Source organism: Hymenobacter psoromatis (genome assembly GCA_001596155.1).
Taxonomy (GTDB): domain Bacteria; phylum Bacteroidota; class Bacteroidia; order Cytophagales; family Hymenobacteraceae; genus Hymenobacter.
Genome location: CP014771.1, coordinates 894,536 through 916,920, shown reverse-complemented (window position 1 = coordinate 916,920; position 22,385 = coordinate 894,536). Strand labels below are relative to the sequence as shown.

The 22,385-nt window shown below is 63.7% G+C and carries 18 protein-coding genes; 5 read left to right on the top strand and 13 right to left on the bottom strand.

Annotated features, from left to right (window positions below):
• Positions 1-9 precede the first annotated feature (9 nt).
• From A0257_03915 to A0257_03905, 3 genes are read right to left on the bottom strand one after another with little or no spacing between them, the layout of a single operon-like run.
• Entirely contained in the window at positions 10-729 is a 720-nt protein-coding gene (locus A0257_03915; protein ID AMR26328.1) for an RNA pseudouridine synthase, read from the bottom strand.
• Entirely contained in the window at positions 726-935 is a 210-nt protein-coding gene (locus A0257_03910) for a hypothetical protein (GenBank protein AMR26327.1), read from the bottom strand. Before A0257_03910 ends, A0257_03915 begins: the two co-directional genes overlap by 4 nt.
• 15 nt (positions 936-950) lie before the next feature.
• Positions 951-1,766: a 3-methyl-2-oxobutanoate hydroxymethyltransferase gene (locus A0257_03905; GenBank protein ID AMR26326.1), complete on the bottom strand. Its 816-nt coding sequence runs from the start codon at positions 1,764-1,766 to the stop codon at positions 951-953.
• Between the two features lie 151 nt (positions 1,767-1,917).
• Between A0257_03905 and A0257_03900 the strand changes: the two genes are divergently transcribed.
• Positions 1,918-3,396, top strand: coding sequence for a hypothetical protein (locus A0257_03900; protein AMR26325.1), 1,479 nt, complete (start codon positions 1,918-1,920; stop codon positions 3,394-3,396).
• A gap of 242 nt (positions 3,397-3,638) precedes the next feature.
• Here the strand turns inward: A0257_03900 and A0257_03895 are convergent, their stop codons facing one another.
• The 6 genes from A0257_03895 to A0257_03870 all read right to left on the bottom strand — a co-directional run bounded on the left by A0257_03895 (position 3,639) and on the right by A0257_03870 (position 13,955).
• Positions 3,639-5,465, bottom strand: a complete 1,827-nt coding sequence (locus A0257_03895; GenBank protein ID AMR26324.1) for a hypothetical protein — start codon at positions 5,463-5,465, stop codon at positions 3,639-3,641.
• Positions 5,466-5,618: 153 nt separating this feature from the next.
• Positions 5,619-8,534, bottom strand: coding sequence for a hypothetical protein (locus tag A0257_03890; protein ID AMR26323.1), 2,916 nt, complete (start codon positions 8,532-8,534; stop codon positions 5,619-5,621).
• Between the two features lie 151 nt (positions 8,535-8,685).
• Entirely contained in the window at positions 8,686-9,330 is a 645-nt protein-coding gene (locus A0257_03885) for a methyltransferase (protein AMR26322.1), read from the bottom strand.
• A gap of 93 nt (positions 9,331-9,423) precedes the next feature.
• Entirely contained in the window at positions 9,424-9,891 is a 468-nt protein-coding gene (locus A0257_03880; GenBank protein AMR26321.1) for a hypothetical protein, read from the bottom strand.
• Between the two features lie 132 nt (positions 9,892-10,023).
• Entirely contained in the window at positions 10,024-11,259 is a 1,236-nt protein-coding gene (locus A0257_03875; GenBank protein AMR26320.1) for a zinc protease, read from the bottom strand.
• A 110-nt stretch (positions 11,260-11,369) separates the two neighbouring features.
• Entirely contained in the window at positions 11,370-13,955 is a 2,586-nt protein-coding gene (locus A0257_03870; GenBank protein ID AMR26319.1) for an aminopeptidase, read from the bottom strand.
• Positions 13,956-14,182: 227 nt separating this feature from the next.
• Between A0257_03870 and A0257_03865 the strand changes: the two genes are divergently transcribed.
• Genes A0257_03865 through A0257_03850 form a run of 4 tightly spaced genes read left to right on the top strand, consistent with a single transcriptional unit; the run spans position 14,183 to position 17,866 of the window.
• Positions 14,183-14,902: a kinase inhibitor gene (locus A0257_03865; protein ID AMR26318.1), complete on the top strand. Its 720-nt coding sequence runs from the start codon at positions 14,183-14,185 to the stop codon at positions 14,900-14,902.
• Positions 14,899-15,903 carry a hypothetical protein gene (locus A0257_03860; GenBank protein AMR26317.1) on the top strand — a complete coding sequence of 335 codons (1,005 nt, stop codon included), beginning with the start codon at positions 14,899-14,901 and terminating at the stop codon, positions 15,901-15,903. The genes A0257_03865 and A0257_03860 overlap by 4 nt, the downstream gene beginning before the upstream one ends.
• Positions 15,897-16,670 carry a lactam utilization protein LamB gene (locus tag A0257_03855; GenBank protein ID AMR26316.1) on the top strand — a complete coding sequence of 258 codons (774 nt, stop codon included), beginning with the start codon at positions 15,897-15,899 and terminating at the stop codon, positions 16,668-16,670. Before A0257_03860 ends, A0257_03855 begins: the two co-directional genes overlap by 7 nt.
• Complete coding sequence (locus tag A0257_03850) at positions 16,667-17,866, top strand: hypothetical protein (GenBank protein AMR26315.1); 1,200 nt, start codon at positions 16,667-16,669, stop codon at positions 17,864-17,866. Before A0257_03855 ends, A0257_03850 begins: the two co-directional genes overlap by 4 nt.
• A gap of 125 nt (positions 17,867-17,991) precedes the next feature.
• Here the strand turns inward: A0257_03850 and A0257_03845 are convergent, their stop codons facing one another.
• The 4 genes from A0257_03845 to A0257_03830 form a co-directional block, all read right to left on the bottom strand.
• Positions 17,992-19,071, bottom strand: a complete 1,080-nt coding sequence (locus A0257_03845) for a heptosyltransferase (protein AMR26314.1) — start codon at positions 19,069-19,071, stop codon at positions 17,992-17,994.
• Between the two features lie 352 nt (positions 19,072-19,423).
• On the bottom strand, positions 19,424-20,734 hold the full coding sequence (locus tag A0257_03840) for a fumarylacetoacetase (protein AMR26313.1): 1,311 nt from the start codon (positions 20,732-20,734) through the stop codon (positions 19,424-19,426).
• Positions 20,735-20,899: 165 nt separating this feature from the next.
• A complete protein-coding gene (locus A0257_03835; protein ID AMR26312.1) occupies positions 20,900-21,127 on the bottom strand; it encodes a hypothetical protein in 228 nt (75 codons plus the stop codon).
• 100 nt (positions 21,128-21,227) lie between these two features.
• Complete coding sequence (locus A0257_03830) at positions 21,228-22,334, bottom strand: ATP-binding protein (GenBank protein ID AMR26311.1); 1,107 nt, start codon at positions 22,332-22,334, stop codon at positions 21,228-21,230.
• Positions 22,335-22,385: the final 51 nt, after the last annotated feature.

Here is a 22,385-nt window from a genome sequence, read left to right as displayed (position 1 = left end):
ACTACCTCACTATTTCACCACCTCACCGAAAGCTCGCGCCGCATCCCAGTGCGGGGCGTCGGGCAGGGGTGCCACTAGTTTCAGGGCTTCTTTCGTAACTGGGTGCTGCATCTCCAGCTGGCGGGCGTGCAGGGCAATGCTCACGTCGGGCAGCGGGTTGAGGAAGCCGTATTTCACATCGCCCACAATGGGCGTGCCCAGGCCGGTGGCCAGCTGCACCCGAATCTGGTGCGGCCGGCCCGTTACGGGGTTCACTTGCAGCAGGTAGCGGTTGGCCGCCGGGCCCAGCAGCTCGTAGCTCAGCTCGGAGCGCTGGCCCTGGCCGTGCTTATCGGTATAGGCCTTGGTAACGTTGCGCATGGGGTCTTTCACCAGCCAATGCACCAGCTTGCCCTGCTCGGGCACGGGCGGCTTGCCGATGAGCGCCCAGTAGGTTTTCTTCATCTGGCTGTCCCGAAACATCTCGTTCAGGCGGCTCAGTGCTTTGCTCGTTTTGGCCAGCACCACGATGCCCGACACCGGCCGGTCGATGCGGTGGCACACGCCCACGAACGCCGCGCCCGGCTTTTTATACTTGAATTTCAGGTACTCCTCGGCTTTTTTGGAAAGCGGCTCGTCGCCGGTCGCATCGCCCTGCACCAAGATACCGGCGGGCTTATTAATCACCAGCAGGTGATTGTCTTCAAAAATTATTTCCTGGCCTTCGGCCCACAGGTTCGGACGATTCACGCAGCAAAAGAGCCGCGGCGCGGGCCGCGGAAAAAGTAATTCTTAAGCACCAAAAAGCAAGTAGCAGCCTGGCCCGCGCCAAGGCAGGCGCGTTCAGCGCTGGTGGCAGTACCCGAACGATTCAGCTTGCTGCCGGTGAAGGTAAGGCCGCACGCCCAATGCGCCTGGTCGGCGAGGAGGGGGGTAGGGAAGAAAATAGTTGACAACGAGGCGATTACAAATTAATAGCCTTCTTCCTTGCTGGGAAAATCCCGGCTCTTTACGTCGGCCACGTAGTGCTGCACGGCCTGGGTCATGATGTCGTGCAACTCGGCATAGCGGCGCAGGAAGCGGGGCTGAAACTCCTTAGTGATGCCTAGCACGTCATGCACCACCAGCACCTGACCGTCCACGTCGGGCCCGGCCCCGATGCCGATAACCGGGATGGTCAGCTCCTCGGCCACGCGCTTGGCCAGGGTGGCCGGAATCTTCTCCAGCACCAGCCCGAAGCAGCCGATTTCCTGCAGCAGGTGGGCGTCCTCCACTAGCTTCTGCGCCTCGGCTTCTTCCTTGGCCCGCACGTTGTAAGTGCCAAACTTATAGATACTTTGGGGGGTAAGGCCCAGGTGGCCCATCACCGGAATGCCGGCCGTGAGAATGCGCACGATGCTGTCTTTGATTTCGGCACCGCCTTCGAGCTTCACGCCGTGGCCGCCGCTCTCCTTCATAATGCGGATGGCCGAGCGCAGCGCCTCGCTGCTGTTGCCCTGGTACGAGCCAAAGGGCATATCGACCACCACAAAAGCCCGCTTCACGGCTCGCACTACGCTTTGGGCGTGGTATATCATCTGGTCGAGGGTAATGGGCAGGGTAGTCTCGTGGCCCGCCATCACGTTGGAGGCCGAGTCGCCCACGAGCAGCACGTCCACCCCGGCACCGTCCAGAATCTGAGCCATCGAAAAGTCGTAGGCGGTGAGCATGGATATTTTCTCGCCCCGCTGCTTCATGGCCAGCATCTGGTGGGTAGTAACGAGCTTGATTTCTTTGTGCTGCGACATGAGGGTCGAAAATAAGGGGATTGGGGCCGCAAAGCTGGCAAGAAATTTGGAAATGCCTACGGTTTTGGAACGGCCAGGGCCGAAAGGACGTATTCTAAAGTGGCAGTGGTTAACTTCGCCGCCAGGTTGCCCTCCACCTTACCCCTTCTGAATGAAAGTACTACCGCTCTGGCTTGCTGGCTTTATTCTCCTGGCCGGACCCGCAGCCGCGCAGACTACTGCCAAATTGCATGGTCACTTAGTGAATACGGGTACTGAAAAACTGCTGATAAGGTGGTGGGGCCAGCCCCTGGCTACGCACGAGCAGCAACGCGCCGTGCACGTCACGCCCGAAGGTAATTTTGACCTGACGGTGCCGGTGGCCCAGCCCATGCTGGCGCAGCTAAGCTACGGTGACGAGGAAATGACGGTGTTTTTGGAGCCGGGCGACGTGCTCGACCTGCACGGCGATGCTCCCGACCTGGCCGCCACGGCCCGGTTCGACTCGGGCGATGGCGCGGCCCACCGGCCCGCCGCCGCCGCAAATAACTACCTACAGGAATATAGCCGGCGGTTTGTTAACAACGACGACTACCAGATTCTGCCTGAGAATATCAAACTGCTGGAAAGAGGCTTTCTGACTTTTCTGGGTTATCGGCGCGACCGGGAGCGCACGTTGCTCAAGCAGGCCAACCGGCGCGGCAGCCTCACGCCCGCTTTCCAAGCCTACGCCGAAGCCGACATTGCCTATACTTACGCCGAAGACCGCCTCACCTACGCTGACCTGCGCGAGCAGACGGTGGCCGGCCAGCCCCGCGTTCAGCTGTCGGCGGAGTACTATGATTTTTTGAAAGAGCCAGGTTTGCTGCCCGGTAATGAAGTGGCCGTTACGAGCCCTCATTACCAGGATTTTCTGCTCGACTACGTGCATTACCAGGCCCGTGCCATTGGGTACCAACCCACCAGCCCCGCGTACTTTCCGACCTGCTACCGCCTGGCCGATAGCCTGTTGCAAGCCGAAGCCCGGCCGGTAGTGCTGGGCCGCATCGTGCTCGAAACCATTCGCCTAGGCCACGTGGCCCACGCCCAGGCGTTGCTGGCTACCTACGCCGCCACGGCCAAAGCCCCCGCTAATTGGATAGCCTTGCTGCGCACCGACCTGGCCGACCACCAGTCGTTTGCCATCGGCAGCCCCGCGCCTGAGCTACCGCTGCGCCTGGCCAATGGCCAGCCCCTGACGCTGGCCAGCCTGCGCGGCAAGCTGGTGTACCTGATGTTTTGGGATAGCCGCTACCCCGCCGGCCAGCGGGAGATTCCCTACCTCAAGGAACTGACTACCGCCCTGGCCGACCAGCCAATAGCCATCGTAATGGTGGCGCTGGATGAAAACATCTCCACCTGGCAGCAGACAGTAGCCTGCGCGAACCCCGCCCTCACCGGCGTGCAGACGTATTTGCCCGCCAGCCACCGGGCCGAAGTCCGGCAGGCCTATGGCATCGACCGGCTTCCCACCGCCGTGCTGCTGGCCGAAGATGGTACGCTGCTCGACCTGCACCCGCGCAACATCAGCAGCCGCCCCTTGCAGGACGACCTGAAAGCCGCCGTTGGCCGGGCCGCCGCCTACCGCGCCGTTGCGCTCAATAAGCTTTAAAATAAGGGGTAGTAAGTACCAAAAACAGTCCGGCCCCCGACGTTAGCTAACGTCGGGGGCCGGACTGTTTTTGGTAGTAGGTTGGTTGATATAGTATTCGTAGTGAAGTCTGCAAACAGAACGCCATTTCGAGCTTGCCGAGGAATCTCGCTCGCATCGTTGAGCGAAACCCGAACGACCTCGGGCAAGATTCCTCGGCAAGCTCGGAATGACGTTCTGTTTGCCACTCACTTGCACTGCTATTACTGCGGTACGCGCAGTGTTTCGCCCACGTGCAGCGTCATATGCGGGCGGTCGTTGTGGGCCAGCAGGGCCACCACGGTGCAGTTGTAGCGCCGCGCGATGCTGTAAAACGTATCGCCGCGCGATACTACGTAGGAGCCATCGGACGCATTGAATAGCACCGGCTCGGCGGCAGGCGGGTTCAGGTGCATAGCCTGGCCCGCGCGTAGTGGCGCATTAGAAGGCAGGTTATTCCAAGCCGCCAGCTCGGCGGGCCGCACGCCCACGCGCCGGGCCAGGGCACACAGCGTTTCGCCGGGAGCTACCAGGTACAGGTGCGAAAAGTCGGGACTGACCTGCGCGCGGGGGGTAGGGGCCGGGCGCACCGGCACCGGGGCCACTGCCACCGGCCGGGTGGGGTAGGCCACCGCAGCCACCACGGGCCGGGGCGTGGGGAGGCTTTGCACCGGCGGGCCAGGCACTTCGGTGGGCAAATCGTTTAGTTTCGCCAGCTCATCGGCGGTCGTGTCCTTTTCGGGGGCTGGCGGGGGGGTAGGGCGGGGCGGTGCCGGGCGCGGGGCTGCGGCTACGGGCCGGGAGGTAGGCACCGATTGATACTCGGCCGCCACGCTGCGCGGCCGCATATGGCTGAGCCACAGCACCAGGCCGGGCCGCACGGCCTCATCGTCGGCCAGGTGATTATACTGACGCAGGGCGTGGCGCAATACGCCGTAGTGCTGGGCCACGGCCGCCAGCGTCTGGCCCGGAGCCACTACGTGGTAATCCTCATCGGCCGTTTCTTTTTTGCGCTGAAAGAAGTAGGGTTCGCCGGGCTGCAAGGCTTCGTTATCAGCCAGCTCATTAACTTTTTGGAAGAAGCTCAGGCTGGCCCCGCCCCGCTCGGCCAGGGCGGCGGGCGTTTCGCCGGGGCGGGCCAGCAGGACCTTTATCCCATTGATACGCAGATAGGTAGGGGTAGGGAGCGCGGCGGCGGGCAGGGTAGGCGTGTACGCTGGCCGCGCGGCCACCGGCGTGGCTCCTGCCTGTGGAATCAGCAGCGTGTAGGCGTGGCCGTCTTCGGGCACCGTGCGGGCCAGCAGCCAGGGATTGAGCTGGGCCACGGCGGCCGGGTCGGCGGCCAGCACGGCGGCTTGCTGCGCCAGGGTCTGGCCGGCGGCGGCGGGCACTTCGCGCCACGGCACGAAGGCCACGGTCTGTTGCGCACAGGCCGGCTCAAACACTATCTTTTGGGCCACAAAATCTAGCAGATACTGGTTAGTGCGGCGCGTAAAGCGCACGTCGCGGGCATCGGCATCGGCGGGCTGGGTGTAGGAGCGCACGCCGCCCAGCCCGGTATTATAGCTCAGCAGGGCGTTGGCCCAGTTATGCAGGGTCGCGTTGTTGCGGTTGAGGTAGCGGGCGGCGGCGCGGGTGCTGGCCGTGAGGTGACGGCGCTCGTCAATGCTGCCGTTCACGGTCAGGCCCAGGCTGAGGGCCGTTTCGCGCTTGAGCTGCCAGTAGCCCACGGCCCCGTGCGCGCTCTCGGCGTTACCCTGCAAGGCGCTTTCCTGGAGCGTCAAATAGCGAAAGTCGCTCGGTACGCCCTCCTCCGCCAGCACCTGGTCGATGAGCGGAAAAGCGGCCTCGGCCAAGGCCACGCGCGCATCGAGCGATACCTGGTGGCGGCACAAGCTGTTCACTTTGGCCTGCACCAGCTGGCGGGCATCTTCATCAAGGGTGAGGTGCATACCCACCAACTCAAGCGAAGTAGGCACGGTGGGCGGAACGGCCGCCAACCCCGACCGGCCAGCCAGCCCCAACAGCAAAGCCGGGAGCAGTTTTTTCATAACGAGAAGCCAGTCAAGGTTTTCCTGAAGCGCAGGGTGGCAAGTTAGCCCAGAAAACTGAAATAGCGACTGAACGCCGGCCCCCGCTGGGTGCCTTAACGACCTCGCCAGGCTGGTATTATTCTGCTTTCATTCAGGCGTATGCAGTGGGGCTTAGCCGCCGGGCGGGCCACCAAAGCCGCCCCCGCCGGGCCTGCCCCCGCCGCGCGGGCCATCGTAGCCGCCACGCCCGCGCCGCCCGTCTTCGGGCGCGGTGGGCAGGGTCGTCATGTTGGCCGAACGAATGTTATAGGTAAACATGAGCATGAGATACTGCTGAAGCACGGTCGTTTGCACATCCTCGTAATAAGCCACGCTCACGTTGCGCTGAATGGCCCGGTTCTGCTTGAGAATATCAAACGCGTAGAGCTTGATTTCGCCGCGCTGACCAGGAAAAATCTTCTTGCCAATCGAGGCGTTCCAGAGCACGTAGTTCTGGTTGTAGGCGGCGCTCAGGCCGCGGTAGAGCTGGTGGGCTACGTCGGTCTGAAACGTAATACCCGGCCCCACTATCCAGGTAAATTTCAGGCGGGTGAGCTGGTTGAAGTAGCTGTTATTGAGCTGCGTGCTGAGCGTGTTGCGCACGTAGCTCTGGGTAGAGTTCGACGACAGCGTGAAGTCGAGCTGCGGGCTGATGTTGCTGCTCAGCGTGAGGCCGCCGGTCAGGGCCGGGGTGCGGGCGTAGTTCAGCGCATTGTTCACCAGGCCAGGGTTTTGGCTGAACGTAGCGCCGGCCGTCACGTTCACATTCGACTTAATAACCGTGAGCGGCCGCCCGTAGTTGGCCAGCGCCCGCAGCGTGTATTGCTGCTGAAGGTTAGTCGATTGCGTGAGCTGCGCGCCGGCGGGCAGGCGCAGAGCCCGGTCCGTGCCGGTGGGCACCACCGACGTGTCGCGGATGGCCACCAGCGTGCGGCTCGAAATCGGGTTCTGGGTGAAGCTGCCCGCGAGCAGGGCGAAGAAATTGCTGTTCTTATCGGCGCGGCTGGCCGTGTAGCGGGCCACCAGGTTGTGGGCGTATTCCTGGCGCAGCGCCGGGTTGCCGATGGTCAGCTGCAAGGGGTTGGAGTTGTTCACCACCGCCTGCAACTGGTTGATGCTCGGCGCGTTGGTGCTGGTGCGGTAAAACAGGCGCAGGTTGTGCGAGCGGTCAACGCGCCACGTCAGGTTGGCCTGGGGCAGCACGTTCCAGAAAGTATAGTTGACCGGGCCGGGCCTTGGAAACGTCTGGTTACCTTCCAACCGCGCCACCTGCGCGCTGGCCCCCACTGAGGCCTGAATCTTGCGCGTGTTGTAGCGGTAGCTCAGGCCGCCACCCTGCGTTAAGTAGTAGTTGTTGAACACGTTACTCAGCGCCGTGTCGAGGCGCGAATAGCGCTGGTCGCCGGTGTTGAAGTCGTAGGTGCGCTTGTCGGAGTTGTTGGGCGCGTAGCTCAGCGAGTAGTTGGCCTGCAGCTGCGCGTGCTTGCCCACCGGCTCGGTATAGGACAGGTTGCCAGCCAGCGTGTTGCTGTGCTGGGTCAGCAGCGCCTGCTGATTGAGGTTGGTGCCGGGGCCGCCCGCGCTGGTCGTGTTCAGCAGCGAAGTGCCGGTGCGCGAGTTGTACGAGCCGTTGAGGCTCAGCGAGAGCGTGCGCCCGGCGCGGCGGCCCAACTTGCGGCGCAGCAGTAAGTCACCAGCCGGGTTAGTGCCCTGGTTGTTAGCGCCATACAGCGTATTAATCTGGCTCTGCGGCACGCCCTGGCGGGCCGTGAGGCCGGTTAGCGTCTGGCTGGCGTCGTTTTGCTGCCACGACAGCCGGGGCCGAAACAGCACCGAGGTCATGGAATCGATTTTCTGGTCGAGGCGCACATTCGCCCGGTGGTTGGTGTTGGTGCTGCCCGACAGTGAGGTTTCGCGGTACGTGGTGTTGCTCTGTCCAGGCAGCACGTATTGGCGCAAAGTATTGCTGTTGAGCGTGTTGTTGGAGTGATTGAAGAAGTAGCTGCCCGTCAGCTCGGTCTTTTTGTTCCAGGTGTTTGAGAAGTTCAGGCCCGCCGCCGTGGTTTTGCTGATGCCGCCGTTCTGGTTCACCAGAAAGTCGCCGGGGTTCGAGCCCGCGCTGCCGCCCCCGCCGCCCCCGCCGCCGCCCCGGCCGCCCCTACCCCCCCCGCCGCCGCCCGAGTTGCCGATGACGCCCAGCAGGTCGTCGGTGCCGAAGTTCTGCTCGTTCACGTTGTTGCTCTGGGCCAGCACCGTGGTGCGCCGGTCGCCGTGGAAGTCGTTAAGGTTCAGGCTGGCCTTGTAGCGGTCGGGGCCCGCGCCCACCACGGCCCGCCCAAACTGCCCATTGCGAAACGAGGGCTTGGTAATAATATTCAGCGTCTTCTGCGTGTTGCCATCGTTGAAGCCTGAAAAACGGCTTTGCTCGCTCTGCTGGTCAAAAATCTCCACCCGGTCGATGGCCTCGGCGGGCAGGTTTTTGAGCACCGCGTCGGGGTCAGTGCCAAAAAACGGCTTGCCATCCACCAGCACCTGCTGCACCTGCTCGCCCTGGGCCTGGGTCTTGCCCGAGGCATCAACCGAGATGCCCGGCATCTTGCCAATGAGGTCGCCGGCTGTCGCATCCTGGTTCACCTTGAAGGCTTTGGCATTGAGGCTGGTGGTGTCGCCGTGCTGCACGGCCGCCACTTCCTGGCCGGTCACCACTACCGTTTTGAGGGTCACGCCGCCGGATCGCAGCGCCACGCTGCCCACCGTCACGGGCGCGCCGCCCGCCGGCACGGTCACCGGCTGGCGCTGGTCCTGGTAGCCGATGTAGGACGCCACGAACACGTAGCGGCCCGGCGCCACGTTATCCAGCTGGAAGCTGCCATCAGGCCCCACCGCCGTGCCCGTGCGCACCGAGTCGGGCAGGTGAATGAGCACCGCGTTGGCCCCGATAAGCGGGCTCTGGTCCTTGCCATCGAGCACCTTCCCCCGCACAGCACTTTGCGCGAACGCGCTGAATGTCAGGAGCCAGGCCAGGCCAGTGAGGAGTAGAATGCGCATAAGGAATAAATTTATTTTTGAAACAATAATCGGTTGTCATTGCGAGCGAAGCGCGGCAATTCTTCCTTGTCGTTTGCATCATGTGGTTTACTAATCCAACGATTAGGAAAGATTGCCGCGCTTCGCTCGCAATGACAACCGATTTCATTATTTATACCCGGCGCAGCAGCAGCAGCCCATCGCGCACGGGCAGCAGCAGCGGCACCACGCGCGGGTCGTGCTGCACCTGGTCATTAAAAGCCCGCACGGCCCGCGTATCGTGGTCGTTGGCCTTGAGCGAATAAGTCGATAGCGCCTTACCCCCCCAAAGCACGTTGTCCACGATGAGCAGCCCGCCCGGCCGCACCTGGTTGATTACTAGCTCAAAGTAAAGGTTATTGTTGATTTTATCCGCGTCAATAAAGACTAAGTCCCACACTTCGCCGACCAACCCCGCCAAACTATCGCGCGCGGTGCCGAGGTGCAGCGTTATGGCCGCCGAAAGCCCCGCCGCCGCCACGTAGCGCCGGATGCGGCGCTCGCGCTCGGGGTTGACTTCGAGCGTGTGCAGGTGCCCGCCTTCGGCCAGCCCCTCGGCCAGGCACAGCGTAGCGTAGCCCGTGAACGTGCCGATTTCCAGTATCTTACGCGGCTTCGTAAGATGCGAAAGCATACTCAGCAGCCGGCCCTGCCAGTGGCCGGTGGCCATGCGCGGCATCAACAGCTGCAAGTGCGTTTCGCGCCAGAGCTGGTACAGCAGTAGTGGTTCGGGCTCGGAGTGCTGGTCGGCGTAGGCTTGAATAGCGTCGTCAGTCATAAGAAAGTCAAAACTATAGAACGGTCATGCTGAGCTTGTCGAAGCATCTCGCGTGAGTCGTCCGGGTGATGCGAGCGAGATGCTTCGACAAGCTCAGCATGACCGTTCTATTTCAACTCGAAAAGGCTCCAGCCGAAAGCGGTACACCTGGAAGCCCGATTTGCCAGGTACGTACGCGTGCGCCACCACGCGCCACAGCCCTTCGTAGCGAAACTGCCACGGCGCGGGGGCCACGTTGATGCGCTGAAATACGCGCACCGGCCGGCCGGTTTCCTGGCTGCGCAGCAAGCCCTGGTTGCGCGCATCGAGTTGCTGGTCAGCCACCTGGCGGCCAGTCTGCACGTCGCGCCCACCGTGGCCGGCATACCAGAAATAGTCCTCGTGAATTTCATCGTCTTCGTACTGGTCGGCCAGAATAATACTTTCCGCGCCGGCAGCAGCGGTGGCGCACACGCCCGCGCGCGGCGGCCGGTGCTGCTTAAGAAGCGACAATTCCAGCCGCGAATGAAACAAGTCGCCCGGCCGGGCCGAACCCACGTGGCCGAAGGGGGGTAGGGACATAAGAAGTAGCGCGAACTTTCCAGTTCGTGCGCGAGCGCAGCGAGCAGGCGGTATCAGCAGCGAGCAGGCGGTATCAAGCGACTTCGTGCGCGAGTTGCTCGCTGCGCTCGCGCACGAACTGGAAAGTTCGCGCTACTTTTCCGGCACGTATTGCAGAATGCTCAAATTCTCCTCGGTCAGCACCTCGTTGGCCAGCTCGCGCAACTCGGCGGCCGTGACGCGCTCGATTTTGCCAAAAATCTCGGCTAGCGGCTCCACGCGGCCCAGGTCGAGGGTGCTTTTGCCCAGCAGCTGCATCAGGCCCGAGTTGCTCTCCTCGCTCATGGCGAGCTGGCCCATGAGCTGGTTTTTGGCCACGTGCAGCTGGCTGGTGGTCAGGTCTTTGTCGCGCAGCAGTTTCAGTTCCTTCTGCACCAGGCCCAGCGTGCGGTTGAGCTGCTTGGCCTCAGTGCCGAAGTAAATGCCAAACAAACCAGTGTCGGTATAGGGCGAGTACGAGCTGTCGATGGTGTACACGAGGCCGTATTTTTCGCGCACGGCCAGGTTGAGGCGCGAGTTCATGCCCGGCCCGCCCAGGATATTATTGAGCATGAAAAACGGCACCCGTCGCTCGTCGGTGAGGGGGTAGGCGGGGCCGCCCACCAGGCAGTGCGCCTGCGAGATGGGCCGCGTTTCGGTGCGGTCGTGGCGCACGTAGCCGCTGAACGGCAGCCGCGCGCGCGGCCCCAGCCGGGCCGGAATGGGCGCCAGAAACTGGTCGGCCAGCCGCTTCACTTCCTTGAACGGCAGGTTGCTCACCGAGCTGAAAATCAGCCGGTCGGTGCGCACGTTCTCGTCGTAAAACGTGTGAAAGTCAGCCGTTTGGAAGCCGCTCACGCTCTCGCGGGTGCCCAGAATGTTGATGCCCAGCGGGTGCTGCCCGTAGATAACGGCGTCGAAGTCATCAATGATGGCATCCTCGGGCGCATCCTGATACATGCTCATCTCCTCCAGAATCACGCCGCGCTCCTTTTCGACTTCCTTTTCGGGAAATATCGAGTTGAACGTCAGGTCAGTAAGCAACTCAAACGCGCGCTCAAAGTGCGTGCTCAGCAGCGTGGCATAGAAGCAGATTTTCTCCTTGGTAGTGTAGGCGTTCAGCTCGCCGCCCACGGTTTCGAGGCGATTCAGGATGTGAAACGACTTGCGCTTGTGGGTGCCCTTAAAGGCCATGTGCTCCCAAAAATGGGCCAGCCCCTGCTGGTGCGCCTGCTCGTCGCGCGAGCCGATGTCGAGCAAAAAGCCGCAGTGCGCGATTTTAGTGTGTGGTACTTCCTTGTGCAGCAGGCGAATGCCGTTGGGATATTCGAATTGGTGGTAATCAGACATGGATGCTATAACCGGCGAAAGAGACAAAGTTCGCGCCCGTAGCGCGGACTCTGCGCGTCCGCGCGTGAACAAGGCCAACCAAACCCCCGCGCGGACGCGCGGAGTCCGCGCTACGGCGCCAGCTTTTCGGCCCGCAGCAAATCATCAGCCGCTTGCAGCAGCTTGGCGCGCAGCTGCGGGTTGTAGCCGGGGGTAGGGTGCGCCGCCAGAAACTCGCGCACCACCCGCGCCGCCGCCGGCGACTGGTAGTAGCCGAGCGTGCTTTGCAGCCACGAGGCCGGGAAAAATATATCGCCCGTCAGTTGAATTTCGGCCAGCAGGTCGAGGCTTGCGGGCAAATATTTTTCCGACGTGGCCTGGCGCAGTGGGTGGTGCAGGTAGCCGAGCGCGGCCGTAACCCAGGCTTCTTTTTCGCGGTTTTTCTCGTCTTTGAGTGAGGCAAAAAAGGCATCACGGGTCGCCACGTCGGGCGAGAGCGCGGGCATCATAAATTCCAGCCGCTGGCGGCGGTCGGGGTTTTTAATACGCGCTAATTGCTGGCTAAGAATGAGTTGCGGCGCGGGGTAATCGCGCACGGCCAGCGCCAGCGCCAGGCTGGTGTAGTCGTCCTCCGTCAGCTTCACCAAGCCGGGCGCTCGTTGCGAAAGCCAGATTCCGTAGAGGCGCTTTTGCGCTTCGGGCGTGAGCGCAATACTCTGGTAGGCTTTGAAATAGAGCTTTTGCTCGCCGGGGCGCGGCTGGTTTTGCATGGCCTGCCAGAGGGCTTTTTCCACGGCCGGGGCCAGGGCCACGCGCTCGGCGGGGGGTAGGAACTTCCAGAAAATATCGCTCAGCTGATTGGTCAGGAGCTTGATGTTGAGGTCATTGGTTTCGTGGGCGGTTTGGGCCAGGTAGCGGTCGAGCAGCGGGCGCGGAGCCAGGCCGCGGCCGGCCAGCATGTTCTCATACAGCGCGATGTAGGTGCTGGCCCGCGCCACCGGGTCGGTGAGGCTGGCCAGGTGGTCGGCTACCGCCAGGGCCACCGGAAACACGCCGTAGCCCAGGCCCTGCGAGTTGAGCAGCACGTAGCTGGGCGCGGGCTGGCCGGCGGGCAGCGGCACGCGCACCTCGCGCTGGTTCATGTTCACGGTCAGCTCCCTGGGGCCGCTGGGGTACATGGCCGTCACCTCAAACTGCTGGGGCCAGAGGCGGTCCGAGCCATCCTCGGCGTGCTGCCGAATAACGAGCTGATTAGTTGCTGGTTGTAGCTCGTAGTCGAACACCGGGCGGCCGGGCTGGTTCACCCACACCTGGTTCCAAGCCACGAGGTCGGCGGGCGTGTGGGCGTCCAGAATGGCGATGAGGTCGGGCCAGGTGGCGTTGCCGTGGGCGTACTCTTTGAGGTATTCCCGGATGCCGTCCTGAAAGGGTTTTTCGCCCATCAGCCGCTCCAGCTGCCGCATCATAATGGGCGCTTTATGATAAATAATGTTGCCGTAGAGCGAGCCCGCATCCTGCAAGTTATCAAGGGGTTGGCGAATGGGGTTGGCCCCGGCCGTGCGGTCCACGGCGTAGGCGGCGGGGTAGTGGTCGGTCACGAATTTGAGCAGCTGCGCCGGGCCGGCCGACGCCTCAGGATTCATCTTATCAGCCATGAAATTGGCGAATACCTCCTTCATCCACACGTCGTTGAACCACTGCATCGTCACGAGGTCGCCAAACCACATGTGGGCCGTTTCGTGGCCGATGAGGTTCTGGCGGGCCAGCAGCTGGTCCTTGGTCGCGCCCTCATCCAGAAACAAGCTAGAAGCCTTGTAATCAATGTTTCCCACGTGCTCCATGCCGCCGTACTGAAAGTCGGGGATGGCCGTAAAATCGAACTTTTGGAAGGGGTAGGGCAGGCCCGTGTAATTCTCCAAGAAAGCCAGCGCCTCGCCGTGCAGCCGGAAAATAACCGGCATACTGAGGCGGATTTTGGTCGAGTCCGTTTCGCGGTGCAGGAAATTCATCGGCCTACCCCCCACCGTGCGGCGCACGTGCGTGAAGCGGCCCGCGGCGAACGAAAACAGGTAGGTGCTGATAGAGTCGGAGGGTAGGAAATGGTAAGTCGTTTGCCCGTCGGCGCGCAGCGAGTCGTGCAGCGGGCCGTTGGCCACTGCCCGCCACGCCGCCGGCACGGTGAGCGACAGCGTAATGGTCGCCTTCAGATTGGGCTGGTCGAACACCGGTACCACCGTGCGCGCCCGGTCGGGCACGAGCAGCGTGTAGAGGTAGTCGGGGTTTCGATTCAGCGATAAGTCGCCGGCATCGAGGCCAATATGCACCACGTTGTGGCCAACCCGCAGCGCGGCGGCGGGCAGCACCAGATGCTCCTTGCGGTAATCGGGGGCGGCGGGCTGGCCATTGATGATGAGGCTATGCAGCTGGCCCGCCTGGCCTTTGAAATCGAGCTGCACCGGGTCGCGGTTGTCGCGCAGCTGGAAGCTGACGATTTCCTCGGCGCGCACCGGCGCGGCTTTATTACCGGGCACGGTCAGGCGCAGGTCGTAGGCCACGCGGCTGAGGATTTGCTTGCGAAACTCGGCCAGCTCGCGGCTCACGCCGGTCGTCACGGGCGGCGCGGGGGGCAGGGCGGCCGTGGTGGGGTAGGCGGCGCGCTGGCAGGCGGCGGCCAGCAGCAGGCCGCCGAGCGCGGCGTAAGTAGGGAGCGAAGGCATGGGCAGGGAAGAATATTATGCGCAATTTCGCCCTTGACGTCAGGATATACTCGTTACGAAGTGAATCACGAAAAAGAACGTCATTCCGAGCTTGCCGAGGAATCTCGCCCGCATCAGTAGAACGAAACCCGAACGACCGCGCGCGAGATTCCTCGGCAAGCTCGAAATGACGTTCTTCTTCGCAGCCTGCTCCGCGAAAAATACAACTCTCCCGCAACTTCCCCCGCATGGCCGACCCTACCCCCCCCATCCGTCTGTACCCGCTCGGCGACGCGGCCGTGGTGCTGGAGCTGGGCCAACGCATCGACCCCGCCACGCACCGGCTCCTCCAGGCGCTGGCGCGGCTGCTCGACCAAAGCCCGCTACCCGGCCTGCGCGAGTACGTGCCTGCCTTCACCACGCTCACCGTGTACTACGACCCGTGGCAATTAAGTCAAAACCCTGAAAATTCCCCTTACGACCAGGTAGCCAGCTACTTGCAAAGTCTGCTGCCCGCCGCCCAGGCCGCCGCGGCCCACTACGCGCCCGGCCCGCTAGTGGAAATTCCGGTGTGCTACGGCGGCGAGTTTGGCCCCGACCTGGCGGCCGTGGCGCAGCACACGCGGCTGAGCGCGGCGGAGGTAATTCAGCTTCATTCGGCGGCCGAATACCTGGTGTATATGGTCGGCTTCGCGCCGGGTTTTCCCTACCTCGGCGGGCTCGACGCGCGGCTGGCCACCCCGCGCCGGGCCGTGCCCCGGCCGCTGGTGCCGGCCGGCGCGGTGGGCCTCGCGGGGCTGCAAACGGGTATTTATTCCCTGCCCACGCCGGGCGGCTGGCAGCTCATCGGGCGCACGCCGCGCCGGCTCTTCGATGCCGGCCGCGCCCGGCCCAGCCTGCTGCAAGCCGGCGACCGGCTGCGCTTCGTGCCCATCTCGGCGGCTGATTTTCAACGCTTGAACGCATGAGCATCGGCGTTCTAAAACCCGGCCTGCTGACCACCGTGCAGGACCTGGGCCGCTTCGGTTACCAAAAAACCGGCCTCGTCGTGAGCGGTGCGCTCGACGCCGTGGCCCTGCGCACCGCCAACCTGCTGGTGGGCAATGCCGAAACTGCGGCGGGTTTGGAGGGTACGCTGCGCGGCCCTACCCTCCGGTTTGGGGTCGATGCTTTGCTGGCTCTCACCGGGGCCGACCTGGCAGCAACTATCAACGGCCAGCCGGTGCCGCGCGGCCGTCCGGTGGCGGTGCGGGCGGGCGCGGTGCTGGCATTTGGGGCCGCGCCGGTCGCCGGCCGGGCCTGGCTGGCGGTGGCGGGCGGCGTGGCCGTGCCGCTCGTGCTGGGCAGCCGCGCCACCTACCTGCGCGCCGGGTTGGGCGGGCTCGCGGGCCGCGCCTTGCGGGCCGGCGACGCGCTGCCGGTGGGCGAGTGGTCGGCGCTCAGCCAGCGCTTATTTACCCAAATTGCCCCAACGCAGGCGGCTGGCTGGGCCGCCGCGCCGTGGCGCACCGCGGTAGCCCCTACCCCCCGGCCGGGCGCCGAAATGGTGCTGCGCGCCCTGCCTGGCCCCGAATACGCGCAATTCACGCCGGCGAGCCAGCGGGCTTTTGGGGAGGAAATCTTCACCGTGACCACGGAGGCCGACCGCATGGGCTGCCGGCTCAGCGGCCCGGCGCTGCACCGCGCCACGGAGGCGGAACTGCTGTCGAGCGCCGTCACGTTCGGTACGGTGCAGGTGCCGGCGGGCGGGCAGCCCATTGTGCTGCTGGCTGACTGCCAGACCACCGGCGGCTACCCCCGCCTGGCGCAGGTTATCGGGGCCGATGTGGGCCGGCTGGCTCAGGCGCTGCCGGGCGCGCGGCTGCGCTTCCAGTTGGTGGCGATGGCCGAGGCGCAGGCGCAGTATCTTGCGCGGGAACAGCGCCTGCGGCACCTGACGCGCGCGGTTTACCTGAAATCATTATGCTGAAACCACCCGCTACCGTTGATTTGAACTGCGACATGGGCGAAAGCTTCGGCACCTGGACCCTGGGCCAGGACGCCGACCTCATGCCCCTCATCACCTCCGCCAACGTGGCTTGCGGCTTCCACGCCGGCGACCCCGGCGTGATGCGCCAAACCGTGCGCCTGGCCCTGGCGCGGGGGGTAGCGATTGGCGCGCATCCCGGCCTGCCCGATTTGGTGGGCTTTGGCCGCCGCAACCTGGATATTTCGCCCGAAGAAGCGTTCGATATGACGGTGTATCAGCTCGGCGCGCTGGCCGCCGTGGTGCGCGCCGAGGGCGGCCAGCTGCACCACCTCAAGCCCCACGGCGCGCTCTACAACATGGCCGCCACCAACGCCCGGCTGGCCGAAAGCATTGCCGAAGCCCTCTACAAAGTGCAGCCCGAGCTGACGCTCTACGGCCTGGCCGGCTCCGAATTGACCCGAGCCGGCGAGAAAATCGGCCTCAAAACTGCCCACGAAGTATTCGCCGACCGCACCTACCAGGCCAATGGCACGCTCACGCCGCGCCGCCAGCCCGACGCTCTGATTACCGGTGCACCCACGGCCATAAGCCAGGTAATCAAGATGATAACCGAAGGCACAGTGCGCGCGCAGTCCGGTGAGGAAGTGGCCATCCGGGCCGATACGGTGTGCCTGCACGGCGACGGCGCGCACGCCCTGGAGTTTGCGCGGCAGCTGCGCACGGCCCTCGCCGCCGCCAGCGTGGACGTGCGCGCCCCCGGCTCATGAGCGCCCCTACCCCCACCAAAAACTGGGGCGTGCTGCTCGGGGCCGCTTTTCTGATGGCCACCTCGGCCGTCGGCCCCGGCTTCCTCACTCAGACCACCGTTTTCACCCAGCAGCTCGGGGCCAGCTTCGGCTTCGTTATTCTGGTGTCGATTCTGATTGACCTCGTGGTGCAGCTCAACATCTGGCGCGTGATTGTGGTGGCCGAGCGCCGGGCGTCCGACATTGCCAACGCGGTGCTGCCCGGCCTGGGCGGCCTTGTGTCGGGGCTGATTGTGCTCGGCGGCCTGGCCTTTAATATCGGCAACGTGGCTGGCGCGGCGCTGGGTCTGAACGTGCTCTTTGGCCTGGCGCTGCCGGTGGGCGCGCTGCTCACGGCGGGCCTGGCCATCGCCATTTTTCTGGTCAAAGAAGCCGGCCGGGCAATGGACCGCGCCACCCAGGCGCTGGGCGCGCTCATGCTCCTTGTCATTGTGTACGTGGTAGTTACCTCGCATCCGCCTGTGGGCGAGGCGCTGCGCCGCACGGTCCTACCCTCCCAAATCGACCTGCTGGCCATCATCACGCTGGTGGGCGGCACGGTGGGCGGCTACATCACGTTTGCCGGCGGCCACCGCCTGCTCGATGCCGGCGTGCGCGGGCCGGCCGCCGTGCCGCAGGCCACGGGCAGCGCCATTATGGGCATTTCGGTGGCCTCCGTTATTCGGGTGCTGCTGTTTCTGGCGTCGCTGGGCGTGGTGAGCCAGGGGCTGATTATCGATAAGGCCAATCCGCCGGCGTCGGTGTTTGGGCTGGCGGCCGGGCCGCTGGGCTACAAATTGTTCGGGGTCGTGATGTTTTCGGCGGCCATCACGTCGGTTATCGGCTCGGCCTACACGTCGGTGTCGTTTATGAAATCGCTGAGCCCGGTCGTCAGCCGGCACGAGCGGCCGGTCACCCTCGCCTTTATCCTGATTTCGACGCTAATTTTCATCACTATCGGCAAGCCGGTGCGCCTGCTGGTGCTGGCCGGCGCGCTCAATGGCTTCATCATGCCGCTCACGCTGGGTCCCATCCTGGTAGCGGCGTACCGGCCGGCTATCGTGGGTAGCTACCGGCATCCGGGCTGGCTGGCCGCGCTGGGGGGGGTAGTGGTGCTGGGCCTGGCCTGGCTGAGCGTGGTGGTCTTTCGCGAGCAGCTGGGCATGTTGTTAGGCTGATAAATAGCTTTTCACGAAGTAGGGTGCGGGGCTTGCCCCCGCCCGTCGTTGCACGACTCGCGCGCCAATCGTTCAACGACGGGCGGGGGCAAGCCCCGCACCCTACAAAAGACTTTGCGACGAGGCTAAACTGCCCGCGCCTGCCACGTCCGCGCCTCGGCCAGCGCCGCCAGCAGCTGCGGCATCTCTATCTCCAGCGCGCAGCGGAAATGCCCCAGCGGGCAGCGGGCGTGCCCATGCAGCCCGCACGGCCGGCAGGCCAGCGGTCCCGGATGCTCGACCACGCGCGAAAACGTGCTCAGCGGCCCAAACCCAAACCGCGGCACCGTGGAGCAAAAAACGGCGCACACCGGCGCATCCACCGCCGAGCACAGGTGCAGCGGGGCCGAATCGTTGACGTAGTTCAGCACGGCCCCGCGCATCAGCGCCGCCGAGGCAGGTAGGGATAATTTACCCGCTAAATTTACCAGTCCCGGCCGGGCCGCCTCGGCCAGCCGCTCGCAGGCGGCCGTGTCGGGCGGCCCACCGAGCAGGTACACCGGCAAGGAGAGGGGTAGGGCCGCCAATAATTCCAGCCATTTTTCCGCCGGGTACTGCTTGGTAAACCACACCGACGTGGGCGCGATGCAGATATATTCGCCCACGGCCGCATAGGGCGCGGCGGCAGCTTCATCGGCAGGGGTAGGGTAGAGGCGGGGTTTATCAGTTAAGAGTGGAGAGCGGAGAGGTAAAAGCGCGTTTTTTTCCACCAAACTCTTAACTCTTAACTCTTCACTCTTCACTAACGCAAGGTTGCGCTCCACCTCGTGCGTGCCGTCGCCAATTACGTGCGGCTCGCGGCGCGTAAAAAACCGACTGAACGGGTTTTCCGCAAACCCTACCCGCTCTGCCGCACCCGAAAAAGCCGTGAGAAACCCCGTGCTGGCAAAGCGCTGCAACGTGACGACGCGCCCGTATTTTGCCTGCCGGATTTGCCGCAGCAGGCGCAGCAGATTCGGGTATTTCTTATCCTTTTTATCCCAGATTAAAACCCGCCGAATGTGCGGGTTGCCAGCCAATAAACCTTCGTTGCCGCGCCGCACCAGCACATCCAGCGGCGCACCGGGCTCGTGGGCGGCCAGGTATTCGACCAGCGCCGTAGCCAAAATAACATCGCCAATAAAGGCGGTTTGGATGAGCAGGGTAGCGGGCGGCGGGGTAGGCATGGGCAGGAGCCAAAGGTAGGCCTGGACCGTAAAAAGAACCCGCTGCAAAAAGCCCGGCGCTGCCGGGCTTTAGCACGTCAGCCCGCTTCGCTCGGGGCAGCAGCCACACGCGGCCGGCCGCTGCCGTGGGTGAAATGAAATCTCGCTTACCTGAGCTGTCAGCTAAAGCAGTTCCCAAGCCGGTGTAGGGGGCGGGCTGCCGGCTTTTCGCCGGCTGTCCGCTCGTCGTGCGCGCCGTTTGTTCTCGCAAAGAGCGGACAGCCGGCGAAAAGCCGGCAGCCCGCCACATATACCGACCTGGGAACTGCTCTAGTATTGTGGGAGGCCGCGCGGTCCAAGCGGAGTCCTAAAGCTACAAATCCAGGGCCGACAGCACCGTGCCGCTCACCTCACCCAGCCCGATGCGCAGGCCCTCCCGCTCCGCGAAGCCGCGCAGGATAACCGTGTCGCCGTCGCGCAGGAAGCCCATCTGCAAGCCGTCCGGCAGGTTCAGGGGCGCGGTGCCGCGCTGCGTCAGCTCCAGCAAAGAGCCGAGCGAGCCGGGGGTAGGGCCGCTGATGGTACCCGAGGCATAAATGTCACCGGCCTCCAGCGGGCAGCCGTTGCTGGCGTGGTGCGCCAATTGCTGGGCCATGCTCCAGTACAAATGCCGCATATTGGTGCGGCTGATGACCAGCGGGGCGGCCGTGGCCCCGGCCGGCTGCACCAATACTTCCAACTCAATATCGAAGTGGTGCGCGCCCTCGGCTTGCAGGTGGGGGAGGGGGGTAGGGTCCTGCGCCGGGCCGGCCACCCGAAAGGGCTCCAGCGCATCGAGCGTGACCACCCAGGGCGACACGCTGCTGGCGAAATTCTTGCCCAAAAACGGCCCCAGCGGCTGGTACTCCCAGCTCTGGATGTCGCGGGCACTCCAATCATTAAACAACACGAGGCCGAAAATGTGGCTCTCGGCTTCAGCGATGGGCACCGTGTCGCCCTGCTGCGTGCTCTGGCCCACGATAAAAGCCGTTTCCAGCTCAAAATCAAGCTGCTGGGTCGGGCCAAAAACGGGCGCTTCCTGCCCGGCCGGGCGATACTGGCCCTGCGGCCGGCGCACGTCGGTGCCACCGACCACGATGGAGTTGGCCCGGCCGTGGTAGGCCACGGGCAGGTGCCGCCAGTTGGGCAGCAGCGGGTTATCGGGCCGGAACATAGCACCCACGTTGGTAGCGTGCTCCAGGCTGCTGTAAAAATCGACGTAGTTAGCGGGCTTCACCGGGCGCAGCAGGGTTACGTCGCGCTGGCGCAGCAGGCAGGTGCGCATGGCCAGCTCATTGTCGCGCAGGGCGGGGTTGTCGTGGCGCAGCAGCTCGCTCACGCACTCGCGCACGGCCCGCCACGCGGCCGGCCCCAACCGCAAAAACGCATTCAGCGAGCGCCGCCGAAACACCTTGGGTAATGCCGCGCCCAGCTCGGGCACATCGTTGCCAATGGCCTCAAAATAGCCCAGCTGCGCGCAGGCGTATAAATCCAGGGCGTAGCCGCCGATGGCCACCGCCAGGCGCGGGCCCCACTCGGGCACATCCATTACCCCAAAGGGCAGGTTCTGAATCGGAAAATCGTCGCCGGGGCGAATATCAATCCAGGAGCGAAGGGTAGGGTCGTTGGCGGGCGAAGCGGGCATAAATGCTGGCTAATAATAACTTAAGGAAGGAAAGCAGAACGTCATGCGGAGCCCCGCCAAGCATCTCTACCGATTCGTTGAACGGCGTGGTAGAGATGCTTCGCGGGGCTCCGCATGACGTTCTTATACGCTACTAAGCTAATTTATTCAATCAGCGTGAATTACTTACCGCGCCTCCACGGCCGTGATTTCGGGCACGGCCTTGCGCACCGAATCTTCGAGGCCGGCGCGCGTCATCGGCGACATGGGGCAGGCGCCGCACGAGCCCTCCCACTCCAGCTTCAACACGCCGGCGTCGGTGATTTCGGCCACGCGCACGTTGCCGCCATCAGTGGCCAGGTAGGGCCGCAGCGAGTCAAGGGCAGCTTCCACACGAGTCAGAACAGAATCCATCTTCAATCAATTAACAGGTAACAAGGAGCAATTAACAGCTTTGGGTGGCAGAGTGTGCAATGCGCCAGTAGCTTTAGTCAGCTATCTAAGCGCTGCGCTGCTACCGATTCATCGTAACGACTGAGGTCTTGGGGGCCACGTTGTTGCGAATGCTCACCTGCCGGGCCAGGCTCTCGGCCAGGTCGCGGAAAATGGCGGCCTGGGGCGAATTTACGTCCTGAATAACAGCCGGCTGGCCGTCGTCGCCAGCCTCGCGCACCGCTTGTATCAGCGGCAGCTGGCCCAGCAGCGGCACGTCGTGTTTGGTGGCCAAGCGCTGCCCGCCGCCTTCGCCGAAAATATAGTACTTGTTATCGGGCAATTCAGCCGGCGTAAACCAGGCCATGTTTTCGATAATGCCCAGCACCGGCACGTTGATTTGCGGCTGCCGGAACATCTGCAAACCCTTCTGCGCGTCCATCAGGGCCACGGCCTGCGGCGTGGTCACGATGATGGCGCCGGTCACGGGCACGGTCTGCACCAGCGTGAGGTGAATGTCGGAAGTGCCGGGCGGCAGGTCGAGCAACAGGTAATCCAGCTCGCCCCATTCCACTTCCGTAATAAACTGCTTGAGCGCCGACGAGGCCATCGGCCCGCGCCACACGATGGCGTTTTCGCTCGGCGCCAGGAAGCCGATGCTCATCAGCTTCACGCCATATTTGATGATGGGCTGAATGAGGTTTTTGCCGTCTGGCCCCTGAAACACGTGCGGCCGGGCGTCTTCCACGCCAAACATCGTGGGCATGCTCGGCCCCGAAATGTCGGCATCGACCAGGCCCACCTTGGCGCCGGTGGTGGCCAGGGCCACGGCCAGGTTGGCGGCCACGGTGCTTTTCCCTACCCCCCCTTTGCCCGAGGCAACGGCGATGATGTTCTTCACGCCGGGCAGGATGGTGTTGTTGTTACGCATGGTCGTCACGCGCGACGTCATGGTGATAACTACTTGAGCGTCTTTATCTACCATCGTGTGCACGGCCCGCTCGCAGGCATCGTGGATGAGCTGCTTGAGCGGGCAGGCGGGGGTAGTGAGCACCACGGTAAAGGACACCGTGCGGCCCTCTACTTTAATGTCTTCCACCATGTTGAGCGTAATCAGGTCCTGGCCCAAATCGGGCTCTTCCACGAAGCTCAGGGCGTGGCGGACGGCATCTATTGTTAGTTCGGGCATAAGCAAGTGCGCCGCAAGGGGCGTAGCTGCAAAGGTAACCCAGGCAGGGGG

Excerpts from the sequence above, each read along its gene's own strand:
- A0257_03905 (AMR26326.1), bottom strand. The coding sequence starts at position 1,766 with ATGTCGCAGCACAAAGAAATCAAGCTCGTTACTACCCACCAGATGCTG.
- A0257_03900 (AMR26325.1), top strand. The coding sequence starts at position 1,918 with ATGAAAGTACTACCGCTCTGGCTTGCTGGCTTTATTCTCCTGGCCGGA.
- A0257_03895 (AMR26324.1), bottom strand. The coding sequence starts at position 5,465 with ATGAAAAAACTGCTCCCGGCTTTGCTGTTGGGGCTGGCTGGCCGGTCG.
- A0257_03890 (AMR26323.1), bottom strand. The coding sequence starts at position 8,534 with ATGCGCATTCTACTCCTCACTGGCCTGGCCTGGCTCCTGACATTCAGC.
- A0257_03885 (AMR26322.1), bottom strand. The coding sequence starts at position 9,330 with ATGACTGACGACGCTATTCAAGCCTACGCCGACCAGCACTCCGAGCCC.
- A0257_03880 (AMR26321.1), bottom strand. The coding sequence starts at position 9,891 with ATGTCCCTACCCCCCTTCGGCCACGTGGGTTCGGCCCGGCCGGGCGAC.
- A0257_03875 (AMR26320.1), bottom strand. The coding sequence starts at position 11,259 with ATGTCTGATTACCACCAATTCGAATATCCCAACGGCATTCGCCTGCTG.
- A0257_03870 (AMR26319.1), bottom strand. The coding sequence starts at position 13,955 with ATGCCTTCGCTCCCTACTTACGCCGCGCTCGGCGGCCTGCTGCTGGCC.
- A0257_03865 (AMR26318.1), top strand. The coding sequence starts at position 14,183 with ATGGCCGACCCTACCCCCCCCATCCGTCTGTACCCGCTCGGCGACGCG.
- A0257_03860 (AMR26317.1), top strand. The coding sequence starts at position 14,899 with ATGAGCATCGGCGTTCTAAAACCCGGCCTGCTGACCACCGTGCAGGAC.
- A0257_03855 (AMR26316.1), top strand. The coding sequence starts at position 15,897 with ATGCTGAAACCACCCGCTACCGTTGATTTGAACTGCGACATGGGCGAA.
- A0257_03850 (AMR26315.1), top strand. The coding sequence starts at position 16,667 with ATGAGCGCCCCTACCCCCACCAAAAACTGGGGCGTGCTGCTCGGGGCC.
- A0257_03845 (AMR26314.1), bottom strand. The coding sequence starts at position 19,071 with ATGCCTACCCCGCCGCCCGCTACCCTGCTCATCCAAACCGCCTTTATT.
- A0257_03840 (AMR26313.1), bottom strand. The coding sequence starts at position 20,734 with ATGCCCGCTTCGCCCGCCAACGACCCTACCCTTCGCTCCTGGATTGAT.
- A0257_03835 (AMR26312.1), bottom strand. The coding sequence starts at position 21,127 with ATGGATTCTGTTCTGACTCGTGTGGAAGCTGCCCTTGACTCGCTGCGG.
- A0257_03830 (AMR26311.1), bottom strand. The coding sequence starts at position 22,334 with ATGCCCGAACTAACAATAGATGCCGTCCGCCACGCCCTGAGCTTCGTG.